This window comes from Streptomyces sp. NPDC097640 (assembly GCF_040302705.1).
Lineage (GTDB): Bacteria > Actinomycetota > Actinomycetes > Streptomycetales > Streptomycetaceae > Streptomyces.
The window spans coordinates 108,660-127,851 of record NZ_JBEOSB010000015.1 but is presented as its reverse complement, the minus strand read 5'-3'; the positions used below and the strand labels follow the sequence as shown (position 1 = coordinate 127,851).

17 protein-coding genes are annotated in these 19,192 nt (G+C 72.1%); 9 read left to right on the top strand and 8 right to left on the bottom strand.

All coding sequences use genetic code 11. The features are described from left to right. Positions 1 to 20: 20 nt before the first annotated feature. Both ABTY62_RS24215 and ABTY62_RS24210 read left to right on the top strand, forming a co-directional pair. Positions 21 to 1,064, top strand: coding sequence for a LacI family DNA-binding transcriptional regulator (locus tag ABTY62_RS24215; RefSeq protein ID WP_352131526.1), 1,044 nt, complete (start codon positions 21 to 23; stop codon positions 1,062 to 1,064). Between the two features lie 138 nt (positions 1,065 to 1,202). Beyond that, positions 1,203 to 2,171 (top strand): acetylxylan esterase, encoded by a 969-nt coding sequence (locus tag ABTY62_RS24210; protein WP_352131525.1) that lies wholly within the window; start codon positions 1,203 to 1,205, stop codon positions 2,169 to 2,171. 67 nt (positions 2,172 to 2,238) lie between these two features. On the opposite strand, the gene ABTY62_RS24205 is transcribed toward ABTY62_RS24210, so the two are convergent. Then, positions 2,239 to 4,041, bottom strand: a complete 1,803-nt coding sequence (locus ABTY62_RS24205) for an ABC transporter ATP-binding protein (RefSeq protein WP_352131524.1) — start codon at positions 4,039 to 4,041, stop codon at positions 2,239 to 2,241. A gap of 114 nt (positions 4,042 to 4,155) precedes the next feature. Between ABTY62_RS24205 and ABTY62_RS24200 the strand changes: the two genes are divergently transcribed. Further along, on the top strand, positions 4,156 to 4,599 hold the full coding sequence (locus tag ABTY62_RS24200; protein ID WP_352131523.1) for a MarR family winged helix-turn-helix transcriptional regulator: 444 nt from the start codon (positions 4,156 to 4,158) through the stop codon (positions 4,597 to 4,599). Between the two features lie 60 nt (positions 4,600 to 4,659). Here the strand turns inward: ABTY62_RS24200 and ABTY62_RS24195 are convergent, their stop codons facing one another. Next, positions 4,660 to 6,033, bottom strand: a complete 1,374-nt coding sequence (locus ABTY62_RS24195; protein WP_352131522.1) for a cation:dicarboxylate symporter family transporter — start codon at positions 6,031 to 6,033, stop codon at positions 4,660 to 4,662. Positions 6,034 to 6,257: 224 nt separating this feature from the next. Here ABTY62_RS24195 and ABTY62_RS24190 point away from each other — a divergent pair, with 224 nt between their 5' ends. After that, entirely contained in the window at positions 6,258 to 6,911 is a 654-nt protein-coding gene (locus tag ABTY62_RS24190) for a phosphoribosyltransferase (protein WP_352131521.1), read from the top strand. 38 nt (positions 6,912 to 6,949) lie between these two features. Here ABTY62_RS24190 and ABTY62_RS24185 read toward each other — a convergent pair whose 3' ends face one another. Beyond that, positions 6,950 to 7,696: a hypothetical protein gene (locus tag ABTY62_RS24185; RefSeq protein ID WP_502997505.1), complete on the bottom strand. Its 747-nt coding sequence runs from the start codon at positions 7,694 to 7,696 to the stop codon at positions 6,950 to 6,952. 148 nt (positions 7,697 to 7,844) lie between these two features. Between ABTY62_RS24185 and ABTY62_RS24180 the strand changes: the two genes are divergently transcribed. Together ABTY62_RS24180 and ABTY62_RS24175 are read left to right on the top strand one after the other, a co-directional pair. Continuing rightward, positions 7,845 to 9,743, top strand: coding sequence for an ABC transporter ATP-binding protein (locus ABTY62_RS24180; RefSeq protein WP_352131519.1), 1,899 nt, complete (start codon positions 7,845 to 7,847; stop codon positions 9,741 to 9,743). After that, a complete protein-coding gene (locus tag ABTY62_RS24175; RefSeq protein ID WP_352131518.1) occupies positions 9,740 to 11,521 on the top strand; it encodes an ABC transporter ATP-binding protein in 1,782 nt (593 codons plus the stop codon). Before ABTY62_RS24180 ends, ABTY62_RS24175 begins: the two co-directional genes overlap by 4 nt. Before the next feature lie 55 nt (positions 11,522 to 11,576). Here ABTY62_RS24175 and ABTY62_RS24170 read toward each other — a convergent pair whose 3' ends face one another. Beyond that, positions 11,577 to 12,368, bottom strand: coding sequence for a metal-dependent hydrolase (locus ABTY62_RS24170; protein WP_311728721.1), 792 nt, complete (start codon positions 12,366 to 12,368; stop codon positions 11,577 to 11,579). Positions 12,369 to 12,506: 138 nt separating this feature from the next. Between ABTY62_RS24170 and ABTY62_RS24165 the strand changes: the two genes are divergently transcribed. Further along, positions 12,507 to 15,020: a DEAD/DEAH box helicase gene (locus ABTY62_RS24165; RefSeq protein ID WP_352131517.1), complete on the top strand. Its 2,514-nt coding sequence runs from the start codon at positions 12,507 to 12,509 to the stop codon at positions 15,018 to 15,020. A gap of 106 nt (positions 15,021 to 15,126) precedes the next feature. Then, on the top strand, positions 15,127 to 15,987 hold the full coding sequence (locus ABTY62_RS24160) for an acyl-CoA thioesterase (RefSeq protein ID WP_352131516.1): 861 nt from the start codon (positions 15,127 to 15,129) through the stop codon (positions 15,985 to 15,987). On the opposite strand, the gene ABTY62_RS24155 is transcribed toward ABTY62_RS24160, so the two are convergent. Together ABTY62_RS24155 and ABTY62_RS24150 are read right to left on the bottom strand one after the other, a co-directional pair. Then, positions 15,924 to 16,952: a DUF6397 family protein gene (locus ABTY62_RS24155; protein ID WP_352131515.1), complete on the bottom strand. Its 1,029-nt coding sequence runs from the start codon at positions 16,950 to 16,952 to the stop codon at positions 15,924 to 15,926. The two genes, ABTY62_RS24160 and ABTY62_RS24155, sit on opposite strands and share 64 nt — an antisense overlap. A 190-nt stretch (positions 16,953 to 17,142) precedes the next feature. Next, positions 17,143 to 17,553, bottom strand: a complete 411-nt coding sequence (locus ABTY62_RS24150) for a roadblock/LC7 domain-containing protein (RefSeq protein ID WP_352131514.1) — start codon at positions 17,551 to 17,553, stop codon at positions 17,143 to 17,145. A gap of 124 nt (positions 17,554 to 17,677) precedes the next feature. Between ABTY62_RS24150 and ABTY62_RS24145 the strand changes: the two genes are divergently transcribed. Beyond that, a complete protein-coding gene (locus ABTY62_RS24145) occupies positions 17,678 to 18,106 on the top strand; it encodes a PPOX class F420-dependent oxidoreductase (protein WP_352131513.1) in 429 nt (142 codons plus the stop codon). Between the two features lie 41 nt (positions 18,107 to 18,147). Here the strand turns inward: ABTY62_RS24145 and ABTY62_RS24140 are convergent, their stop codons facing one another. Beyond that, positions 18,148 to 18,600, bottom strand: a complete 453-nt coding sequence (locus tag ABTY62_RS24140) for a YbhB/YbcL family Raf kinase inhibitor-like protein (RefSeq protein WP_352131512.1) — start codon at positions 18,598 to 18,600, stop codon at positions 18,148 to 18,150. Between the two features lie 94 nt (positions 18,601 to 18,694). Beyond that, the gene (locus ABTY62_RS24135) at positions 18,695 to 19,129 is read right to left on the bottom strand and encodes a roadblock/LC7 domain-containing protein (protein ID WP_352131511.1); all 435 of its coding nucleotides are present in this window, start codon (positions 19,127 to 19,129) and stop codon (positions 18,695 to 18,697) included. Between the last annotated feature and the right edge of the window lie 63 nt (positions 19,130 to 19,192).

Genomic DNA, 19,192 nt, shown 5'->3' with positions numbered 1-19,192 from the left:
GGGACGGAAGGGGATTCTCGATGGCGCGATCCTCGGGGTCGACGGGTCCTACCCTGGCGGTCATCGCCCGCGAGGCAGGGGTGTCGGTGCCGACCGCCTCCAAGGTGGTCAACGGCCGGGAGGACGTCGCCCCGGACACCCGGCGCCGGGTCACCGAGGTGCTGGACCGCCTGGGGTATGTGCGCAGGCCCCGCTTCGAGGCGTCCAAGCCGCCGGCGCTGATCGACCTGGTGGTGCACTCGCTGGACACCGCGTGGTCGGGGGCCGTGCTGCACGGCGTGGAGCAGGCCGCGTACGACGCGGGTCTCGACGTGGTGGTCTCGGCCGGGCTCACCCGCACCCGCGGCGGCCGCCCCGAGCGGGGCTGGCTGGACAAGCTGTGCGCCCGCGGCAGCGCCGGGGTGCTGTTCAACCTGGCCGAGCTGACGCCCACCCAGTACGCGTGGCTGGACGAGCACCGCATCCCGTTTGTGATGATCGATCCCGTGCTGGACCCGCCTCCCGGGGTGCCCTCCGTCGGCGCCGCCAACTGGCAGGGCGGGGTGAGCGCGGCCGAGCATCTGATCGGCCTCGGGCACCGGCGGATCGCGGTGATCGGCGGATACCGGCGGAAGCAGTGCAGCAGCGCCCGGGTCGCCGGATACCGCTCGGCGATGTCGGCGGCCGGGCTGCGCGTCCCGCCGGACTATGTGCGGTACGGCAACTTCGACGAGGGCGTCTCCCATCAGCGGATGTGCGAGCTCCTGGAGCTGCCCGAGCCGCCCACCGCCGTCTTCACCTGCTCCGACCAGATGGCGCTCGGCGTGTACCAGGCGCTGGCGGAGCGAGGGCTGCGGGTGCCGGACGACTTCAGCGTGGTGGGCTTCGACGATCTACCGCAGGCCCGCTGGGTCACGCCCGCGCTCACCACGGTGCGCCAGCCGCTGTCCGAGATGGCGGCGACGGCGCTGCGCAGTCTGCTGCGGCTGATGTCGGGGGAGGTGCCCGAGGGCACCCGGACGGAGCTGTCCACCCGGCTGGTGGTCCGCTCCAGCACCGCGCCTCCGCCCGGCGTTCTCTCTTGACCGAGGAGTCGAACACTGACCGGATATCCGGACGATCATGTACGGCGATGAGCGACAGCGCTACGGTAAGCGCTTACCAGAGCTCTGCGCCCGCCCCGCCCGCACCGTCGCACCACTCACCCGGGAGGTACCTCCGCCGTGTTCGTCGATATGCCCCTGGACCAGCTGCGCACCTATCGGCCGTCCCTGCCCGAGCCCGAGGGCTTCGACGCCTTCTGGGACCGCACCCTCGCCGAGGCGGGCGAGCACGCCCTGGACGCGGTGTTCACCGAGACGGACACGGGGCTGGCGCGACTGCACACCTACGATGTGGAGTTCTCCGGCTTCGGCGGGCACCGGATACACGGCTGGCTGCTGGCGCCGCGGGAGGCGACGGGCCCGCTGCCGTGCGTGGTGCAGTACATCGGCTACAGCGGCGGGCGGGGCCTGCCGCACAACTGGCTGCTGTGGCCCTCGGTGGGCTACGCGGTCTTCGTCATGGACAGCCGTGGCCAGGGCACGTCCCCGAACAACCCCGGGACCACGCCCGATCCGGTCGGCGGCACCGGGCCCGAGGCCGCCGGCAAGATGACCAAGGGCATTCTGTCCCCGGACGACTACTACTACCGCCGTCTTTACACCGACGCGGTGCGCGCTGTGGCGGCCGCCCGCGAGCACGCGCTGGTCGACGCGGCGCGGATCGTCGTCAGCGGCGGCAGCCAGGGTGGCGGTCTGGCCCTGGCGGCGGCCGGGCTGGTGCCCGATCTGACCGGGGCGCTGGTCGATGTGCCGTTCATGACGCACATCCGCCGCGCCATGGAGATCACCGACGCGGACCCGTACGGGGAGGTGGCCCGGTTCTGCGCCGGCCGCCGGGATCTGGCGGATCAGGTCCTGGCCACGCTGGACCACTTCGACGGGCTGAACTTCGCCGTCCGCGCCAACGCCCCCGCGCTCTTCTCGACCGCGCTGCGCGACGCGGTCACCCCCACGTCCTGCGGATTCGCCGCGTACAACCACTACGCGGGCGACAAGGACCTGAAGGTGTGGGCCTTCAACGGCCACGAGGGCGGGGGCGTGCACCAGCAGGCCGAGCAGATCGCGTTTCTGCGCGGCCTGTTCGGGTGAGCGGGCGCGCCCCCGCCGATCCCTCCCGGTAGCGGAGCGGACCGGCCGGGGCTCACCCGGCCAGGGCTCACCCGGCCGGGGCCGCGACGCTCTCGTCGCGCCGCACCAGGGCGGCGTACCGCCCGCCCATGGCCAGCAGCTCGTCATGGCTGCCCCGCTCGGCGATGCGGCCGCCGTCGAGGACCACGATCTGGTCGGCGTCCCGGACGGTCGACAGGCGGTGGGCGATGGTGATCGTGGTCCGCCCGGCGGAGAGGGTGTCGATGGCCTCCTGCACGGCGTGCTCGGTGCGCGTGTCCAGGGCGCTGGTGGCCTCGTCGAGGATGAGGACGGGCGGGTCGCGCAGTATGGTCCGGGCGATGGCCAGGCGCTGCTTCTCACCGCCGGAGAAGCGGTAGCCGCGCTCGCCGACGAGGGTGTCATAGCCCTCGGGCAGCGAGGCGATGTGATCGTGGATCTGGGCGGCCCGCGCGGCCGCCACGATCTCCTCGCCCGTGGCGTCGGGCTTGGCGAAGCGCAGATTGTCGGCCACGGAGGCATGGAAGAGATAGGTCTCCTGGGAGACCACGCCGACCGCGCGCGAAAGGGTGTCGAAGTCGAGGTCGCGAACGTCCACTCCGTCGATCAGAACCCGGCCGCCGGTCACGTCGTAGAGCCGCGGCACCAGATAGCTGAGGGTGGTCTTGCCGGAGCCGGTCGGTCCGACCACGGCCAGGCTGTCACCCGCCGGGACGGTCAGGTCGATGGAGCTGAGCGCGCCCTTCTCGCCCTGCTCGTACGAGAAGTCGACGTGGTCGAAACGGACTTCACCGCGCACCTTCTCCAACCGCACGGGCTCGGCCGGCTCGGTGATGTCGATCGGCAGGTCCAGGTACTCGAAGATGCGCTGGAAGAGGGCGAGGGAGGTCTGGATGTCCACTCCGGTGGACAGCAGGCTGACCGTGGGGCGGAACAGCCCCTGCTGGAGCGATACGAAGGCGACCAGTGTGCCGATGGAGACCGTGGGGCCACCCGAGTCCAGGACCATGCCGGCGGCCCAGTAGATGATGGCGGGCATGGCGGCCATGACGATGCCGATGGTGGACATCCGCCAGCGCCCGGCCATGCTGGAGCGCACCTCCAGGCCGACCAGGCGCTCGGACTCCCCCGCGAACTCCCGCGTCAGCGACTCGGACCGGCCCATCGTGCGGCCGAGCAGGATCCCGCTCACCGACAGGGACTCGGTCACCATCGCGGACATGGCTGCCATCTGCTTCTGGCGCTGCGAGGTGATCCGCTTGCGCTCGCGCCCGACCCGGCGGCTGATCAGGACGAACACCGGCAGCAGGAGCAGCGAGACGACGGTCAGCCGCCAGTCGAGGGCGAGCATCGCGACGACCGTGGCGACGACGCTGGTGAGGTTGGAGACCAGTGAGGTCGCGGTGGAGGTGACGGTGGCCTGCATGCCGCCGATGTCGTTGGCGATCCGGGACTGCACCTCGCCGGTGCGGGTGCGGGTGAAGAAGGCGAGCGGCATGCGCTGAAGCCGGTCGTAGACCGCGGTGCGCAGATCGTGCATGACGCGCTGGCCGACGGTCGTGGAGATCAGCGTCTGAAGCACGCCGAAGACGCTGGTGACGACAGCGGCGGCGATCATGCCGAGGGCGAGCAGGGTCAGCAGTCCGGTGCGGCGATCGGGAATCGCGGTGTCGAGGATCTCGCGGAGGAGGAACGGCGAGGCGACGGAGACCAGCGCGGAGGCGGCGACGAGCAGGCCGACGAGGGCCAGGCGGCCGCGGTAGGGGCGGAAGAGTCCGAGGATGCGCCGCAGCTGGGCGGGCTGGTCGGGGTCGGCGGCAGGTGGGGTCCACGGGGATGTGTCGTGGTGCATGGGCTCCTTCAGGGCAGGGGCGGACGACCTGTGGCCGCTGACGGCGCGGCCTTTCAGAGCATAGCTCATTGTTACCTATACTCACAATGAACCAGGTCCTGATAGACTGCGATCATGCCCACGCCCGAGACCTCAGGCATCCTCGCGGAGCAGCTGCTGCGCCTGACCCGCAGACTGCACCGCGCACAGAAGCGGCACATGGAACCGCTGGGCATCACCCCCGCCCAGTCCCGGCTGCTGCGCACGGTCGCCCACTGCGACCGGCCGCCGCGCATGGCGGACCTCGCCCAGCGGCTCGAGGTGGTCCCGCGCGCCGTGACCACGCTGGTGGACGCTCTGGAGGCGCACGGCTCGGTGCGCCGTGCGCCCGATCCGGAGAACCGCCGGGTGGTGCGCGTCGAGCTCACCGACACCGGCCGCGCCACGCTCCGCGCGCTGCGCGACGCGCGCCGGACCGCCGCGGAGGACATCCTGGCCCCGCTGTCCGACCGGCAGCGCGATGTGCTCGGTGAGCTGCTGGACACGCTCGCCGGCACACCGGATCAGGGCCGCTACTGAGGCGCCCGTCGCCGGGACGCGCCATGCCCGCCCCGGGACGCCGCGCCCAGCGGCGTCGGCTCAGCGCCCGGACGCGGGGGACGCCGTGGGCGGGGCGGCCTCGGCCGAGGCCGCGTCGTGCGCGGGCTCCTCATCGACGGCCGGTTCCTCCCCCGCCAGCACACGCTTGGCCTTCGCCGCGTCCAGCGCGCCCTCCCAGCGCGAGACGGCGAAGACGGCCACACAGTTGCCGAGCAGACCGGTCGCCACCCGCATCGAGTCCATGATCCGGTCCACGCCGAGCAGCAGCGCCACGGCGGCCGCGGGGATCACCCCGAGGGCGGAGGCGGTCGCCGAGAGGGCGAGGAAGGCCGAACCGGGCACGCCCGCCATGCCCTTGCTGGTGAGCATCAGCACGAGGACGACGGTGATCTGCTGCCCCAGGCTCAGATCCACGCCGACCGCCTGGGCGATGAACAGTGTGCCGATGGACAGATAGATGGAGGCGCCGTCCAGGTTGAAGGAGTATCCGGTGGGGAGGACCAGCCCGACCGCGTCGTCCCGGCACCCGGCCGCGCGCAGCTTCTGCATCATCCGCGGCAGCACCGTTTCGCTGGAGGCGGTCCCGAGGGCCAGCAGCATCTCCTCGCGGGTGTACTTGACGAACTTCCACAGGCTCAGCCCGGTGATCGCCTTGAGCGCGAGGCCGAGCAGCGCCAGGAAGAGCAGCGCGACGCCGTAGCAGAGCGCGATCAGCTTGCCGTAGGTCGTCAGGGCCCCCATCCCGTACTGGCCGACCAGGTGGGCCATGGCGCCGAAGACCGCCAGCGGGGCGAGCCTCATGATGAAGCCGACGATCGCGAAGACGACTTCCTGAGCCTGCTCGACGGCCGGCAGGATCGCGGGCACCTTCGTCTTGCCCAGGTGCAGCAGCGCCGCGCCCACCAGGCAGGCCAGCACCAGCACTTGGAGCAGGGAGTTCTGGGCGAAGGCTCCGAGTGCGCTCTCCGGCAGCGCGTCCAGGACGAACTGGGAGGTCGAGGGCAGATGCCCGCCGCCGGTCTTGTCGTCGACGGCGGAGGAGTCGAGCGAGGCGGGGTCGACGTGCATTCCGGTGCCGGGGCCGGTCAGATTGGCCGCCAGCAGACCGAGGACCAGCGCCACGGTGGAGGCCACCTCGAACCAGATGAGGGCCTTGAGCCCGATCCGCCCGAAGGCCTTGAGGTCCCCCGCCTTGGCGATCCCGGCGACGACGACGCAGAAGACCAGCGGGGCGATCACTGCCTTGATCAGACGCACGAATCCGTCACCGAGCGGCTGGACAGCCGTGCCCACATCCGGCCAGAGGCGCCCGACGGCGACTCCGAGCACGAGGGCGCAGGCGACCTGGGTGAACAGCGAGGTGCGCAGCAGTCTCAGGGCGCGCAGGGGAAGGGATGGTGCGGCGAGCGGCACGTGAACACCTCCGGGCTCGTTTTCTGAGATGCGGAAAATGAATTCCGCGATGCGCCACTATGGCGGAGCGCGAGGTTCCACGGAAGAGCCGCGTGTAACAAGCGGGAAAATCCTCCCCGCGCATACCGCCCCGGCCGATGGGCACCCGGGTGCGAGGAGCGGACCTGACGGGCCCGACGCGGGGACGGCCGCCGGGGACGACCGCAGAAGGGAGACGCGGGACGATGCGTTTTCGCGACCGGAGACAGGCCGGGCGGAAGCTGGCCGAGCGGCTGTGCGAGCCGCCGCGCGGCGAGCGGTTGGGACATCCCGTGGTGCTGGCGCTGCCCCGGGGCGGCGCGCCGGTGGCGGACGAGATCGCCCAGGCGCTGCGGGCGCCGTTGGACGTGCTGGTGGCCCGGAGGATCGGCGCCCCGTTCAACCCCGAGCTCGGGGTGGGCGCGCTCGCCGGGGACGATCCGCCGCTGTACGACGAACGGGCGCTCGCCCTGCTCGATCTGACGTCGGCCCAGCTCGCCCCGAGGGCCCGGGAGGAGCGCGCCGAGCTGCGCCGCCACGAGCAGCTCTACCGCCGTGGACGCCCGCCCGCCGAGATACGGGACCGCACGGTGATCGTCGTGGACGACGGGCTGGCCACCGGCGTCACCGCGCGGGCCGCGCTGCGCTCCGTACGCCGGCGCGAGCCCGCCCGGGTGATCCTCGCGGTGCCGGTGTGCTCGCCGGAGGCCGCCGCGGCGGTCCGCTCCGAGACGGACGACCTGGTGTTTCTGGGCCAGCCGGACCCGTTCCAGGCGGTCGGCCTGTGGTACGAGGACTTCGCGCAGGTCCGTGACGAAGAGGTGATCGACGTGGTGCGCGCCTCCCTCGCGCCACGCTGAGCGGGTGCCGCGCGGGCCCGGCCCGCGCGGCCGTCGGCTCACCCGGCCAGGTGGGCCTTGTCCCCCATCACCACGACCGGGTGCAGCTCGGGGTCCAGGTTCTTCAACAGATACTCCATGCCGGACTTGGACAGGCTCACACACGCCGAGGTGCCGCTGCCGTGGTCCATGTGCAACCAGATCGATCCGCCCTTGCTCTGGCCCTCGGGCCGGGTCGGATCGAGCGGTGAGGTGCCCTTGACGCGGTTGTAGTCAATGGCGATGACATAGTTGAAGTCATTCCAGTGTGTCTTCGGCCAGTAGTGCGGAGCGGCGAAGGCCGCGGCCTGGCTGTACGGCAGCCGGGCCCCCGGGTCGGCCAGCACCCCGCCCGCGTCGCTGAGCGTGTAGACGCCGACCGGGCTGCGCTTGTCGCCCTCGTGATGCTCCGTCGTCCAGCCCCGCTTGCCGTTGTGCCCGGCCCAACTGCGAGTCCGCTGCCAGTTCTTGCCCTGCTTCGAGTACAGCACGACAGTCGCGTCCGCGGAGTTCACACCCTTGCCGTACACCGCGACGACCTGCCGCGCGTCGGCCGGGATCTTCGCCTGAAGGGCGTCGCCCACGTCCGGGATGCGGGTGGGATCCGATGCGGGTGAAGCGCTGCGCAGCGCCTGCTTGCCCTGGGCACCACCCTTGTCGCCGTCGCCGCCCGCCCCGCCACCGCAGGCCGTCAGCAGGATGAGGGCGGCGCCGGTGGCGGCCGCGGCGCGCAGGGAGGGGGTGCCGGAAATTCGCATGTCCCCCATCGTCCCACTCCCGCGTCGCGATGGCGTACACGGGATTGGCGTGTTCCGTGTCCCGGCCCGGGAAAACCAGTTGAATGCCTCGGGGGTGGGGCGCGAGTCTTTCACGGCTCTTTGCCTGCCCGTCACCCCGCCCGAGCCCTGGGACACCATGCACATTCGCGATCTTCCGTACGACGATCCCGGTCGACCCGACGTCCGGTCAGGACCCCACTTCCTGTGGTGGCTGGGCCGAAATCAGCTGGGCGGGCAGGTGAAGGCGGCTCTGTGGGGTCTGCTGCACATGGCCGCCCTGGTGTCCTTCCCCGTGGCCATCGGCTTCGCCGTGCAGGCGGTCGTGGACCGCTCGGGCGCGCGGCTGGCGCTGGCCGGCGGGCTGATGGCCGGGCTGACCGGGCTCACCGCGCTCGGCGACACCATGCTGCACCGGGCGGCGGTCACCAACTGGATCACGGCGGCGGCACGGGTGCAGCAACTCCTGGCGCGCAAGGCGGTCGAGCTGGGCTCGGCGCTGACGCGGCGGGTGGCGGCGGGTGAGGTGGTGGCCGTCTCCACCGGCGATGTCGAGAAGATCGGCTGGTTCGTGGAAGCGCTGTCCCGCTTCACGGCGGCGGCGATCACCACGGTGGCGGTGTGTGTGGCCCTGGTCGTGTACCAGCCCGCGCTGGGGGTGGTGGTGGCCCTCGGCGTGCCGGCCCTGGCGCTGGCGGTCTTCCCGCTGCTGCCCCGGGCCACCCGGCGGGCGGATGAGCAGCGGGAGAAGGCCGGCCGGGCGACCGAGCTGGCCTCGGACACCGTGGCGGGGCTGCGGGTGCTGCGCGGCATCGGCGGCGAGGAGCTGTTCCTCGACCGCTACCGGCGGGCCTCGCAGGAGGTGCGGACGGCGGCGGTGCGCAGCGCCCGCATGTGGGCGCTGATCGCCGCCGTCCAGATCGCCCTGCCGGGGCTGCTGATGATCGGCGTCGTCTGGTACGGGGCGACGCTCGCCCGGGAAGGGCAGATCACGGTGGGCGAGCTGGTCACCGTCTACAGCGCGGTGACGTTTCTCCTTTTTCCGCTGCGGAATTTCGAGGAGATCGCGATGGCGTACTCCTTCTCCCGGCCTTCGGCGCGCCGCGCCGCCCGGGTGCTGGGGCTGCAACGCTTCTCGCCCGGCGCGCAGGCCCCCGGCGTCGCCGCCACGGCCGACGGGCCGGACGAGGAGAGCCTCGACGGCGATCTGTACGACCCGGCGAGCGGGGTGCTCGCGCCCGCCGGGCAGCTGACCGCGGTGGTCTGCGGAGACCCGGACCTGGCGGGGCGGCTGGCCGACCGGCTCGGCGGACACCCCCCGGACGACGGAGGCGACGACGGCGCGGCGGAGGCGGAGGCCGAACCGGCTCCGTCGGCGCTGCTGGGCGGCGTCCCGCTGGACAAGGTGCCCCTGGCCGCCGCGCGCCGGGCCGTGCTGGTCCAGGACAAGGACCCGGTGCTGTTGTCGGGCACGCTCGCCGAGCTGCTCGATGTGCCCCGCTCGGGGGCGGTCACGGTGCCGGAGGCGCTGGAGGCGGCCCAGTGCGGCGATGTGCTGGACGCGCTCGCGCAGGCGTCGGTGGACGGCCCGGGCGCGGCGGATCCGCTCCTGGCGCGGATCACCGAGCGCGGCCGTTCGCTGTCGGGCGGCCAGCGGCAGCGGCTGGCGCTGGCCCGTTCGCTGGTGACCGACCCCGAGGTGCTGGTCCTCGACGAGCCGACGTCCGCGGTGGACTCGCACACCGAGGCACGGATCGCACAGGGCCTGCGGCGGCTGCGGACGGGGCGGACCACCGTGGTCTTCACCTCCAGCCCGCTGCTGCTGGACCGGGCGGACCGGGTGGTGTTCGTGCAGGACGGCAAGGCGGCGGCCGCGGGCGGCCACCGCGAACTGCTGGGCACCGAGGGCGCGTACCGCGCGGTGGTCACCCGCGAGCCGGAGGACGCGGACGCGGATACCGGCCTGGGGACCGCCACGGGGACCGCCACCGGGGCCGGGGCCGTGGGGCGGATCGACAGAATCGAGGAGTCGGCATGATCGGAGTGGCCCCACCGGCCTATGACCCGGCCGCACCGCGGTCGGCGACGACGCTGCCGGTCGGCTCTCCCGCCACCGTGCGGACCTACGTCCGCGAGCTGCTGCGGCGGCACCGGACGGCCTTCGCCGTGCTGATGGCGGTGAACGCGACCGCCGTGATCGCCTCGATGGTCGGCCCGTATCTGCTGGGCGGGCTGGTCGAGGACATCTCAGCCGGAGAGCGTGAGCTGCACATCGGACGCACCGTCGCGCTGTTCGCGGTGGCGCTCGCCGTGCAGACCGTGTTCGTCCGGCTGGTGCGGCTGCGCGGCGCGATGCTGGGCGAGCGGATGCTGGCGGATCTGCGCGAGGACTTCCTCGTACGGTCGGTGGGCCTGCCGCCGAGCGTGCTGGAGCGGGCGGGGACCGGCGATCTGCTGTCCCGGATCACCACCGACATCGACCGGCTGGCGAACGCGATGCGCGAGGCCGTGCCGCAGCTGGCCATCGGGGTGGTGTGGACCGGGCTGCTGCTCGGCGCGCTGACCGTGACGGCGCCGCCGCTGGGGCTGGCGGTGCTGGTCGGGCTCCCGGTGCTGGTGATCGGCTGCCGCTGGTACTTCCGGCGCGCGCCGAGCGCCTACCGCTCGGAGGCCGCCGGATACTCCGCGGTGGCCGCGTCCCTCACCGAGACGGTGGACGCCGGGCGGACCATCGAGGCGCAGCGGCTGAGCGACCGGCGGACCGCCCTGTCCGAGCGCCGGATCCGCGAGTGGACCGCCTGGGAGCGGTACACCCTGTGGCTGCGCAGTGTGCTCTTCCCGGTGATCAATGTGACGTACTCGCTGATCACCGGTTCGGTGCTGATGATCGGCGGCGCCTGTGTGCTGCGGGGCTGGATGACGGTCGGCGAACTGACGACGGGGGCGCTGCTGGCACAGATGCTGGTGGAGCCGGTCGGGCTGATTCTGCGCTGGTACGACGAGCTCCAGGTGGCGCAGGTGTCGCTGGCCCGGCTGGTGGGGGTGCGGGAGATCGAGCCGGACTCGGCCGACGACACGGTGGCGCCCGGCGGCCGCCATGTGCGCGTGGACGAGGTGCGGTTCGGGTACCGGGCCGACAGCGATGTGCTGCACGGGGTGACGATGAGCGTACGGCCGGGGACGCGGCTGGCGCTGGTCGGGCCGTCCGGCGCGGGCAAGTCCACGCTGGGCCGGCTGCTCGCCGGGATCTACGCGCCCCGGGTCGGCACGGTGACGCTGGGCGACGCCGAGCTGGCCCGGATGCCCGCGGAGCGGGTGCGCGAGCATGTCGCCCTGGTCAACCAGGAGCACCATGTCTTCGTGGGGTCGCTGCGCGACAATCTGCTGCTGGCCCGCACCGCCGCGGCGGACACCGAGCTGTGGGCGGCCCTGACCGCGGTGGACGCCGACGGGTGGGCGCGGGCGCTGAAGGACGGTCTGGACACCGAGGTCGGGTCGGGCGGGCTGGCCCTGACTCCGGCGCAGGCCCAGCAGATCGCCCTGGCCCGGCTGGTGCTGGCCGACCCGCACACGCTGGTGCTGGACGAGGCCACCTCGCTGCTCGATCCACGGGCGGCGCGGCACCTGGAGCGGTCCCTGGCCCGGGTGCTGGAGGGCCGCACCGTGGTCGCCATCGCCCATCGGCTGCACACCGCGCACGACGCGGATCTGATCGCGGTGGTCGAGCAGGGCCGGATCAGCGAGCTGGGCAGCCATGACGAACTGGTCGCGGCGGACGGCGCCTACGCGGCGCTGTGGCGCTCCTGGCATCAGTAGCCTGCCTCCCCGGCGGCGCGGCGCCCCCGCGCCGCCGGGCCCGGTGTCCTCGGCGTCAGATGACGCCGAGGGCGCCCAGGCCGCTCAGGCCGCCCAGCACCATGAAGACCGGCATCAGCACCTTCACCTCGACCCAGCTGCCCGCCCGGAACCGCATCCCCTTCGGGGGGCCGACCGGGTACCACCGCTTGCGGCCTATCGGTATGGGCCACAGGATCGGGCAGCCGGAGACGGTGAGCGCGTCCCCGATGTCGTGCACCAGCGCGCCCAGGACGATCGGCAGGCCGAGCCACAGGTACTCCTGACCCGGCTCGGTGAACAGCCAGTCGGCGCCGTTGCCCGGCTTGTGCAGCACATCGGCGAGGATCCAGGCGCTGGTCGCGCCGAGCAGCCACACCAGCACATCGCTGGAGACCCGGGCCATCCGCCACAGCAGGCCCTCGACGGCCAGCACCATGTGGACGAAGAGGATCGCGAGCACCGCCCAGCGGCCGCCGATCATGGCGAGCACCGAGGCGCCCCCGCCGATCAGCACCGCCCACAGCCAGGTGTGGGTGAGTGTGCGATGGCCGCCGGAGCGGCGCGGGTCGCCCTGCTTCTTGGTCGCCTTGTAGACCGCGTGCGAGAGTTTGTCGGTCACTTCGCACAGGGTTCTCGAGACCGGCCCGAACGAGCGGGATATCGTCGCCGCCTTGTGGTCGAGGTCGGGGGCGAGTGCCGCCCCGGCGCAGATCAGAGCGCCGACGACAAGCACCGGCCAGGGCATCGCATGGCCCGCCGCCGCGGTCGCCGCGCCCACCCCCAGCCAGGCCGCCGCCCCGGACAGCGAATGCGCCGGTCCCATCATGGTCTTAACCCCGCCCCTGTTCATTCCCGCGTACGCGCGGGAGTTCGGTCTCTTCAGCGCGGCACAGCCTAGCGGCGAGCGATCTTCGTCCCGCCAGCCGGTTCCCGGCTCGCGCGGGAAAGCAGGCAGTATAGGGGGGTGACTCTTATCGATCAGCTGCCGAGCGACGCCGACCCCGACGCCCTTTTCGAGGCGTTTTCGACGTGGGTCGAGGAGCGGGGCATCTCGCTCTACCCCGCCCAGGAGGAAGCGCTGATCGAGGTGGTGTCCGGGTCGAACGTCATCCTGTCCACCCCCACCGGCTCGGGCAAGAGCCTGGTGGCGGCGGGCGCCCACTTCGCCGCGCTCGCCCGCGACGAGGTCACCTTCTACACCGCGCCCATCAAGGCCCTCGTCTCGGAGAAGTTCTTCGAGCTGTGCAAGATCTTCGGCACCGAGAACGTCGGGATGCTCACGGGGGACGCGTCGGTCAACGCGGACGCGCCGGTGATCTGCTGCACGGCCGAGGTGCTGGCCTCCATCGCACTGCGGGACGGCAAGGACGCCGACATCGGCCAGGTCGTGATGGATGAGTTCCACTTCTACGCGGAACCGGACCGCGGCTGGGCCTGGCAGATCCCGCTGATCGAGCTGCCCCAGGCCCAGTTCGTCCTGATGTCGGCGACGCTCGGCGATGTGACGCGGTTCGAGGAGGACCTCACCCGGCGCACCGGGCGGCCCACCACCGTGGTGCGGTCCACGACCCGGCCCGTGCCGCTGAGCTATGAGTACCGCACCACTCCGCTGACCGAGACGCTGACCGAGCTGCTGGAGACCCGGCAGGCGCCCGTCTACATCGTGCACTTCACCCAGGCGGCCGCGGTGGAGCGCGCCCAGGCGCTGATGAGCATCAACATGTGCTCGCGGGCGGAGAAGGACGAGATCGCCGCGCTCATCGGCAACTTCCGGTTCACCACCAAGTTCGGCCGGAACCTGTCCCGCTATGTGCGGCACGGTATCGGGGTGCACCACGCCGGGATGCTGCCGAAGTACCGGCGGCTGGTGGAGAAGCTGGCACAGGCCGGGCTGCTCAAGGTCATCTGCGGTACGGACACGCTGGGTGTGGGCGTCAACGTGCCCATCCGTACGGTCTTGTTCACCGCGCTGACGAAGTACGACGGCCAGCGGGTGCGCACGCTGCGGGCCCGGGAGTTCCACCAGATCGCGGGCCGGGCCGGGCGGGCCGGGTTCGACACCGCGGGCTTTGTGGTGGCGCAGGCGCCCGAGCACGTCATCGAGAACGAGAAGGCGCTGGCGAAGGCCGGGGACGATCCGAAGAAGCGGCGCAAGGTGGTGCGCAAGAAGGCGCCCGAGGGGTTCGTCAGCTGGGGGCAGAACACCTTCGAGAAGCTGATCGCCTCCGAGCCCGAGCCGCTCACCTCCCGGTTCCGGGTCACCCACGCCATGCTGCTGTCGGTCATCGCCCGGCCCGGCAACCCCTTCGCGGGGATGCGGCGCCTCCTGGAGGACAATCACGAGCCGCGCCGCAATCAGCTGCGCCACATCCGCCGCGCCATCGCGATCTACCGGTCGCTGCTGGACGGCGGCGTGGTGGAGCAGCTCAAGGAGCCCGATGCCGAAGGGCGGACGGTGCGGCTGACGGTGGATCTCCAGCAGGACTTCGCGCTGAACCAGCCGCTGTCCACCTTCGCGCTGGCCGCCTTCGAGCTCCTGGACCCCGAATCCCCCTCCTACGCCCTGGACATGGTCTCGGTGGTCGAGTCGACCCTGGACGATCCGCGCCAGATCCTGGCAGCGCAGCAGAACAAGGCGCGCGGCGAAGCGGTGGCCGCGATGAAGGCGGACGGCGTCGAGTACGAGGAGCGCATGGAGCGGCTCCAGGACGTCTCGTACCCCAAGCCGCTGGAGGAGCTGCTGTTCCACGCGTACGGCCTCTACCGCAAGAGCCACCCCTGGGTCGGCGACCACCCGCTGTCGCCCAAGTCGGTGATCCGCGACATGTACGAGCGCGCGATGACGTTCACCGAGTTCACCTCGTTCTACGACCTGGCGCGGACCGAGGGCATCGTGCTGCGCTACCTCGCCAGCGCCTACAAGGCCCTGGACCACACCGTGCCGGACGATCTGAAGTCCGACGACTTCCAGGACCTCATCGCCTGGCTCGGCGAGATGGTGCGTCAGGTCGACTCCAGCCTCCTGGACGAGTGGGAGCAGCTCGCGAACCCCGAGGAGGAGTCCGCGGAGGAGGCCCAGGAGCGCGCCGACCAGGTCCGGCCGGTCACCGCGAACGCGCGCGCCTTCCGGGTGCTGGTGCGCAACGCGATGTTCCGCCGGGTCGAGCTCGCCGCGCTGGACAAGGTGGCCGAGCTCGGCGAGATGGACGCGGACTCCGGCTGGGACGAGGACGCGTGGTCGAGGGCGATGGACGCCTACTGGGAGGAGTACGAGGACCTGGGCACCGGCCCTCAGGCGCGCGGCCCGAAGCTGCTGCGGATCGAGGAGCAGCCCGAGCACGGGCTGTGGCAGGTGCGGCAGACCTTCGACGACCCGAACGGGGACCACGACTGGGGCATCTCGGCCGAGGTCGACCTGGCCGCCTCCGACGAAGAGGGGCGTGCGGTGGTGCGGATCACCGACGTGGGCCAGTTGTAGCCTCCCAGGCGTCCCGGCCCGACACGCCACGGGCCGGGGCGCCATGGCCCCATACGTCGCGGGGCCGGGCCCCGCGACGAGCACCACCAGTGAAGGAGCACCACCGATGACCAATCCCGCCGAGCGTCTGGTCGATCTGCTGGACCTGGAGCAGATCGAGCTGAACATATTCCGCGGCCTGAGCCCCGACGAGTCGCTCCAGCGGGTGTTCGGCGGGCAGGTGGCCGGGCAGGCGCTGGTGGCCGCGGGGCGGACCACCGACGGGCAGCGCCCGGTGCACTCCCTCCACGCGTACTTCCTGCGCCCGGGGCGGCCGGGCGTGCCGATCGTGTACCAGGTGGAGCGCATCCGCGACGGCCGTTCCTTCACCACACGCCGGGTCGTCGCGGTCCAGCAGGGACGGACGATCTTCAATCTGACGGCCTCCTTCCATCTTCCCGAGCCGGGCATCGAACAGCAGCTGCCGATGCCAGAGGTGCCTGAGCCGGAGAGCCTGCCGAAGCTCGCCGACGAGATCCGCGAGCATCTCGGGACGCTCCCCGAGGCGCTCGAGAGAATGGCGCGCCGCCAGCCCTTCGACATCCGCTATGTGGAGCGGCTGCGCTGGACCCCCGAGGAGCTCAAGGGCGCCGAGCCGCGCAGCGCGGTGTGGATGCGCGCGGTCGGCCCGCTCGGCGACGATCCGCTGGTGCATACCTGCGCCCTCACCTACGCGAGCGACATGATGCTGCTGGACGCGGTGCGGGTGCCAGTGGAACCGCTGTGGAGCCGGCGCGGCTTCGACATGGCCTCGCTGGACCACGCCATGTGGTTCCACCGCCCCTTCCGCACCGACGAGTGGTTCCTCTACGACCAGGAGTCGCCGATCGCCACCGGCGGCCGGGGGCTGGCCCGCGGCCGGATCTACGACCGGGCCGGCCGGCTCCTCGTCTCCGTCGTACAGGAGGGCTTGTTTCGTCCCTTGTAGGGAGCCATGGGGCCGCCCTCCGCGCTCCGGCGCCCGCCGACGAGACGGTGCCAGAGCCCGCGGGGGCGCGCCGGGGACAGGGCGGGCGGCGCGGGATCGCCGTCGGGCAGTGCGAGCAGGCCGGCAGACGGGACCTGATCACCGCCCGTCGGCCCGGACTCGTCGGCCGAGGGCGCGGACGCGCCGTCCGGCGGCCGCGGGGCGGGGCGAGCCCGCCGGGCGTCCCGCACACAGGTGTCCAGCGCGGCCCGGCAGCGCCGGACCTCGGTAGGGTCGCCGACCGTCACCACGGCCGCGATCACCTCCGCCGCCAAGCCGGTCCCGGAAGTCACCGGGGCGAGCCGGGGCATCAGCTCGCGCACATACGCCCGCTCGGCCGGGTCGGTGAGCGTCGCGTCCAACTCGGCGGGGGCCAGCACCGCGGCCCACACCGCGGACCGCTCCCAGGGGTCCTCGGCCCGGGTGAGCAACTGCTCGATACGGCGGCCGCGCCATCGGGCGGCCCGCTGGTCCTCCCCGGCGCTGAGAGTGGCGCGCAGCCCGGCCGGGATACGGCCGGTCAGCAGCGCGGGCTCCCGGTCCGCGAACGCGCGGAGCTCCGCGGCCGGGTAGAGCCACACCACGGCTCGGTACCGGTTGACGTAGAAGCGGACCGGGGTGAAGAAGCCACCGCGCGCCAGCCGGGAGAACCGCCCCGGGCTGATGTCCAGCAGCTCGGCTCCCTCCGCCGTGCCCACAACACGGAGCCGCGCGCGCAACGCGCTGGGGAAGCCCTCGGCGGCCGCGAGCCGCAGCAGCTCCGCACGCCCCACCCGTCGCCCCATGGCGCCCGCGGCCACGGTGCGCACCTCGCCGAGCTGGACGGCCAGCTCGAACTCGCCGAGCTTGAGCCCCAGTTCCCTCGCGGCCCTGTCGAACGCGACGGTCTCCTCCCTGCCGTCCGGCACCGCCGGCACCGCCGGCACCGGCCCGCTCCGCGGCTGCCGGCGCGACCTCTGGCCAGACCCCTGGCCCGACCTCGGGCGCGACTTCTCGCCCGTCCTCTGACGTTCCTCCACTACCATGACGGCCCTCCCCCGCGACTGGTCAATCACTGACAGTGACGACGATAGCCGCTGGGCAAGGCAGCCCGTCAGGCCTGTGGATAACTCCGGATCACAGCCCGCTGGGCGCCCCGCTCTCCTGTCTCGCCTCGACGCCCAGGTGCTCCCCCACCCTGTTGACCAACAGCGCCATCTCGTACGCGACCTGGCCGACGTCCGCGTCCGGACCGCTGAGCACGCACAGACAGCTGCCGTCGCCGGCGGCCGTCACAAACAGCACGCCCTCCTCGAATTCGACCATCGTCTGCCGCACCCGCCCCGTGCGGAAATGGTGCCCGGACCCCTTGGCCAGGCTGTGTAAGCCCGAGGCGACCGCGGCCAGGTGCTCGGCGTCCTGGCGGACGAGCGATGAGCTCGCGCCCGTCACCAGCCCGTCGTTCGACAGCACCAAGGCGTGCCGTATCTGTGCGATCCGCTCGGTCAGGTCGTCCAACAGCCAATCGAGCCCTTTGCTGAGTGCCATACCGTTCCTCCCCGTCCGGCCATCCACCACAGCTGCCGGGCCAGCCTTTCTCACCTCCGCTCTCCGGGCAACCCGGCCCGCCTGTCGGCGCGCCGATGTGCGCTGCTTGACACAAGATGGAGACATGGCACGGAAAATGACCAAGGATCAGTGGCAGAAGTTCGTCTCGGAGGGCACTCGCACCGCGAAGTTGTCGACGGTGCGCGAGGACGGCAGCCCGCATATCGCGCCCGTGTGGTTTCTGCTCGACGGCGACGACCTCGTCTTCAACACAGGCCAGGACACCGTCAAAGGCCGCAACCTGGCCCGGGACGGACGGGTCGGCCTCTGCGTGGACGACGACCGGCCCCCGTTCGCGTTCGTCACGCTTCAGGGGCGCGCCGAACTCAGCGACCGGCTGGAGGAGGTCCGCGACTGGGCCACCCGGATCGCGGCGCGGTACATGGGCGAGGACGTCGCGGAGCAGTACGGCGCCCGAAACGGCGTCCCGGGCGAGCTGCTGGTGCGGGTCCGCATCGAGAAAGTCATCGCCCTCGACGGAGTCGCCGACTAGCCCGATTCGGCCGAAAACCATTGGTGTCTCAGCTGGGTGTCTCAGCGCTGATAGAGGCCGACCAGTGTGCCGCTCGCGAGCTGGCTGCGGTCGACGGCCTGGTGCACCTCGTTGGCGGAGGCCTCGTCAGGGAGGACCAGCGGCTCGGGAAGGGCGTACAGCCGGAAGAAGTACCGGTGCGCCCGATCGCCCTCGGGCGGGTGCGGCCCGCCCCAGCCCTCCTGGTGGTATCCGTTGGTGCGCGACAGCCCGCCCGCCGGTATCTGCCCGGCGCCCACCCCGCCGCTGCTGGGGGCGATGCCGGTGACCAGCCAGTGGACGAACGTCCCCGACGGCGCGTCCGGGTCCTCGCACAGCAGGGCCAGTTCGGCCGTGCCGGCGGGGACACCGGACCAGGTCAGCGGCGGTGAGAGGTCCTCCCCGTCCTTCGTGTAGCGGCGCGGGATCGGGTCGTGGTCGTCGAACGCGGCGCTGTTGAGCTCGATTCCAGCCATGAGCTCGCGAGTACCCGCGCGGAGGGCCGGCAAGCAGCGCCCTCCGCGCGGCCTCCGTGTGCCGCGGACACGGTGGACGCGTGGCGTCAGCCGGTCAGGCGGGGGCGGCGGGGGTCTCCGGGAGGCACGGGTGGGTGCGCAGATGCTCCTCGACACGCTCGACGAGCCGGGCCGTCTCCGAGGCGATCAGCGCGGGGTCGGCGGTGGCCGCGCTCAGGACGGCCAGGCACGAGCCCTCGCCCGCCGCCGCGACGAAGAGGTTGCCGATCCCCGTCTCCACCATGGTCTGGCACGCCGCACGGCCTCGCCGTCGGCCCGCCGCGCCGACGACGAGGCCGTGGAACCCGGAGGCCATGGCGGCCAGCTGCTCGGCGTCGCGTCGATTGAGCCCGCGGGAGGAGCTCACCGTCGCTCCGTCGCCGAAGAGCACGACGGCGTGTCGTACGTCCCCGACACGGAGCACCAGATCGTCCAGAAGGCAGTCGAGACCGTCCGGGAAGCGGGCGGCGATTCGGCGGTGCTCGGTCATGGCCGTCTCCCTCTGTCGGGTTCCGCGAGACTCTGCCGGACGCTAGCCGGGAGGGGGCGCACA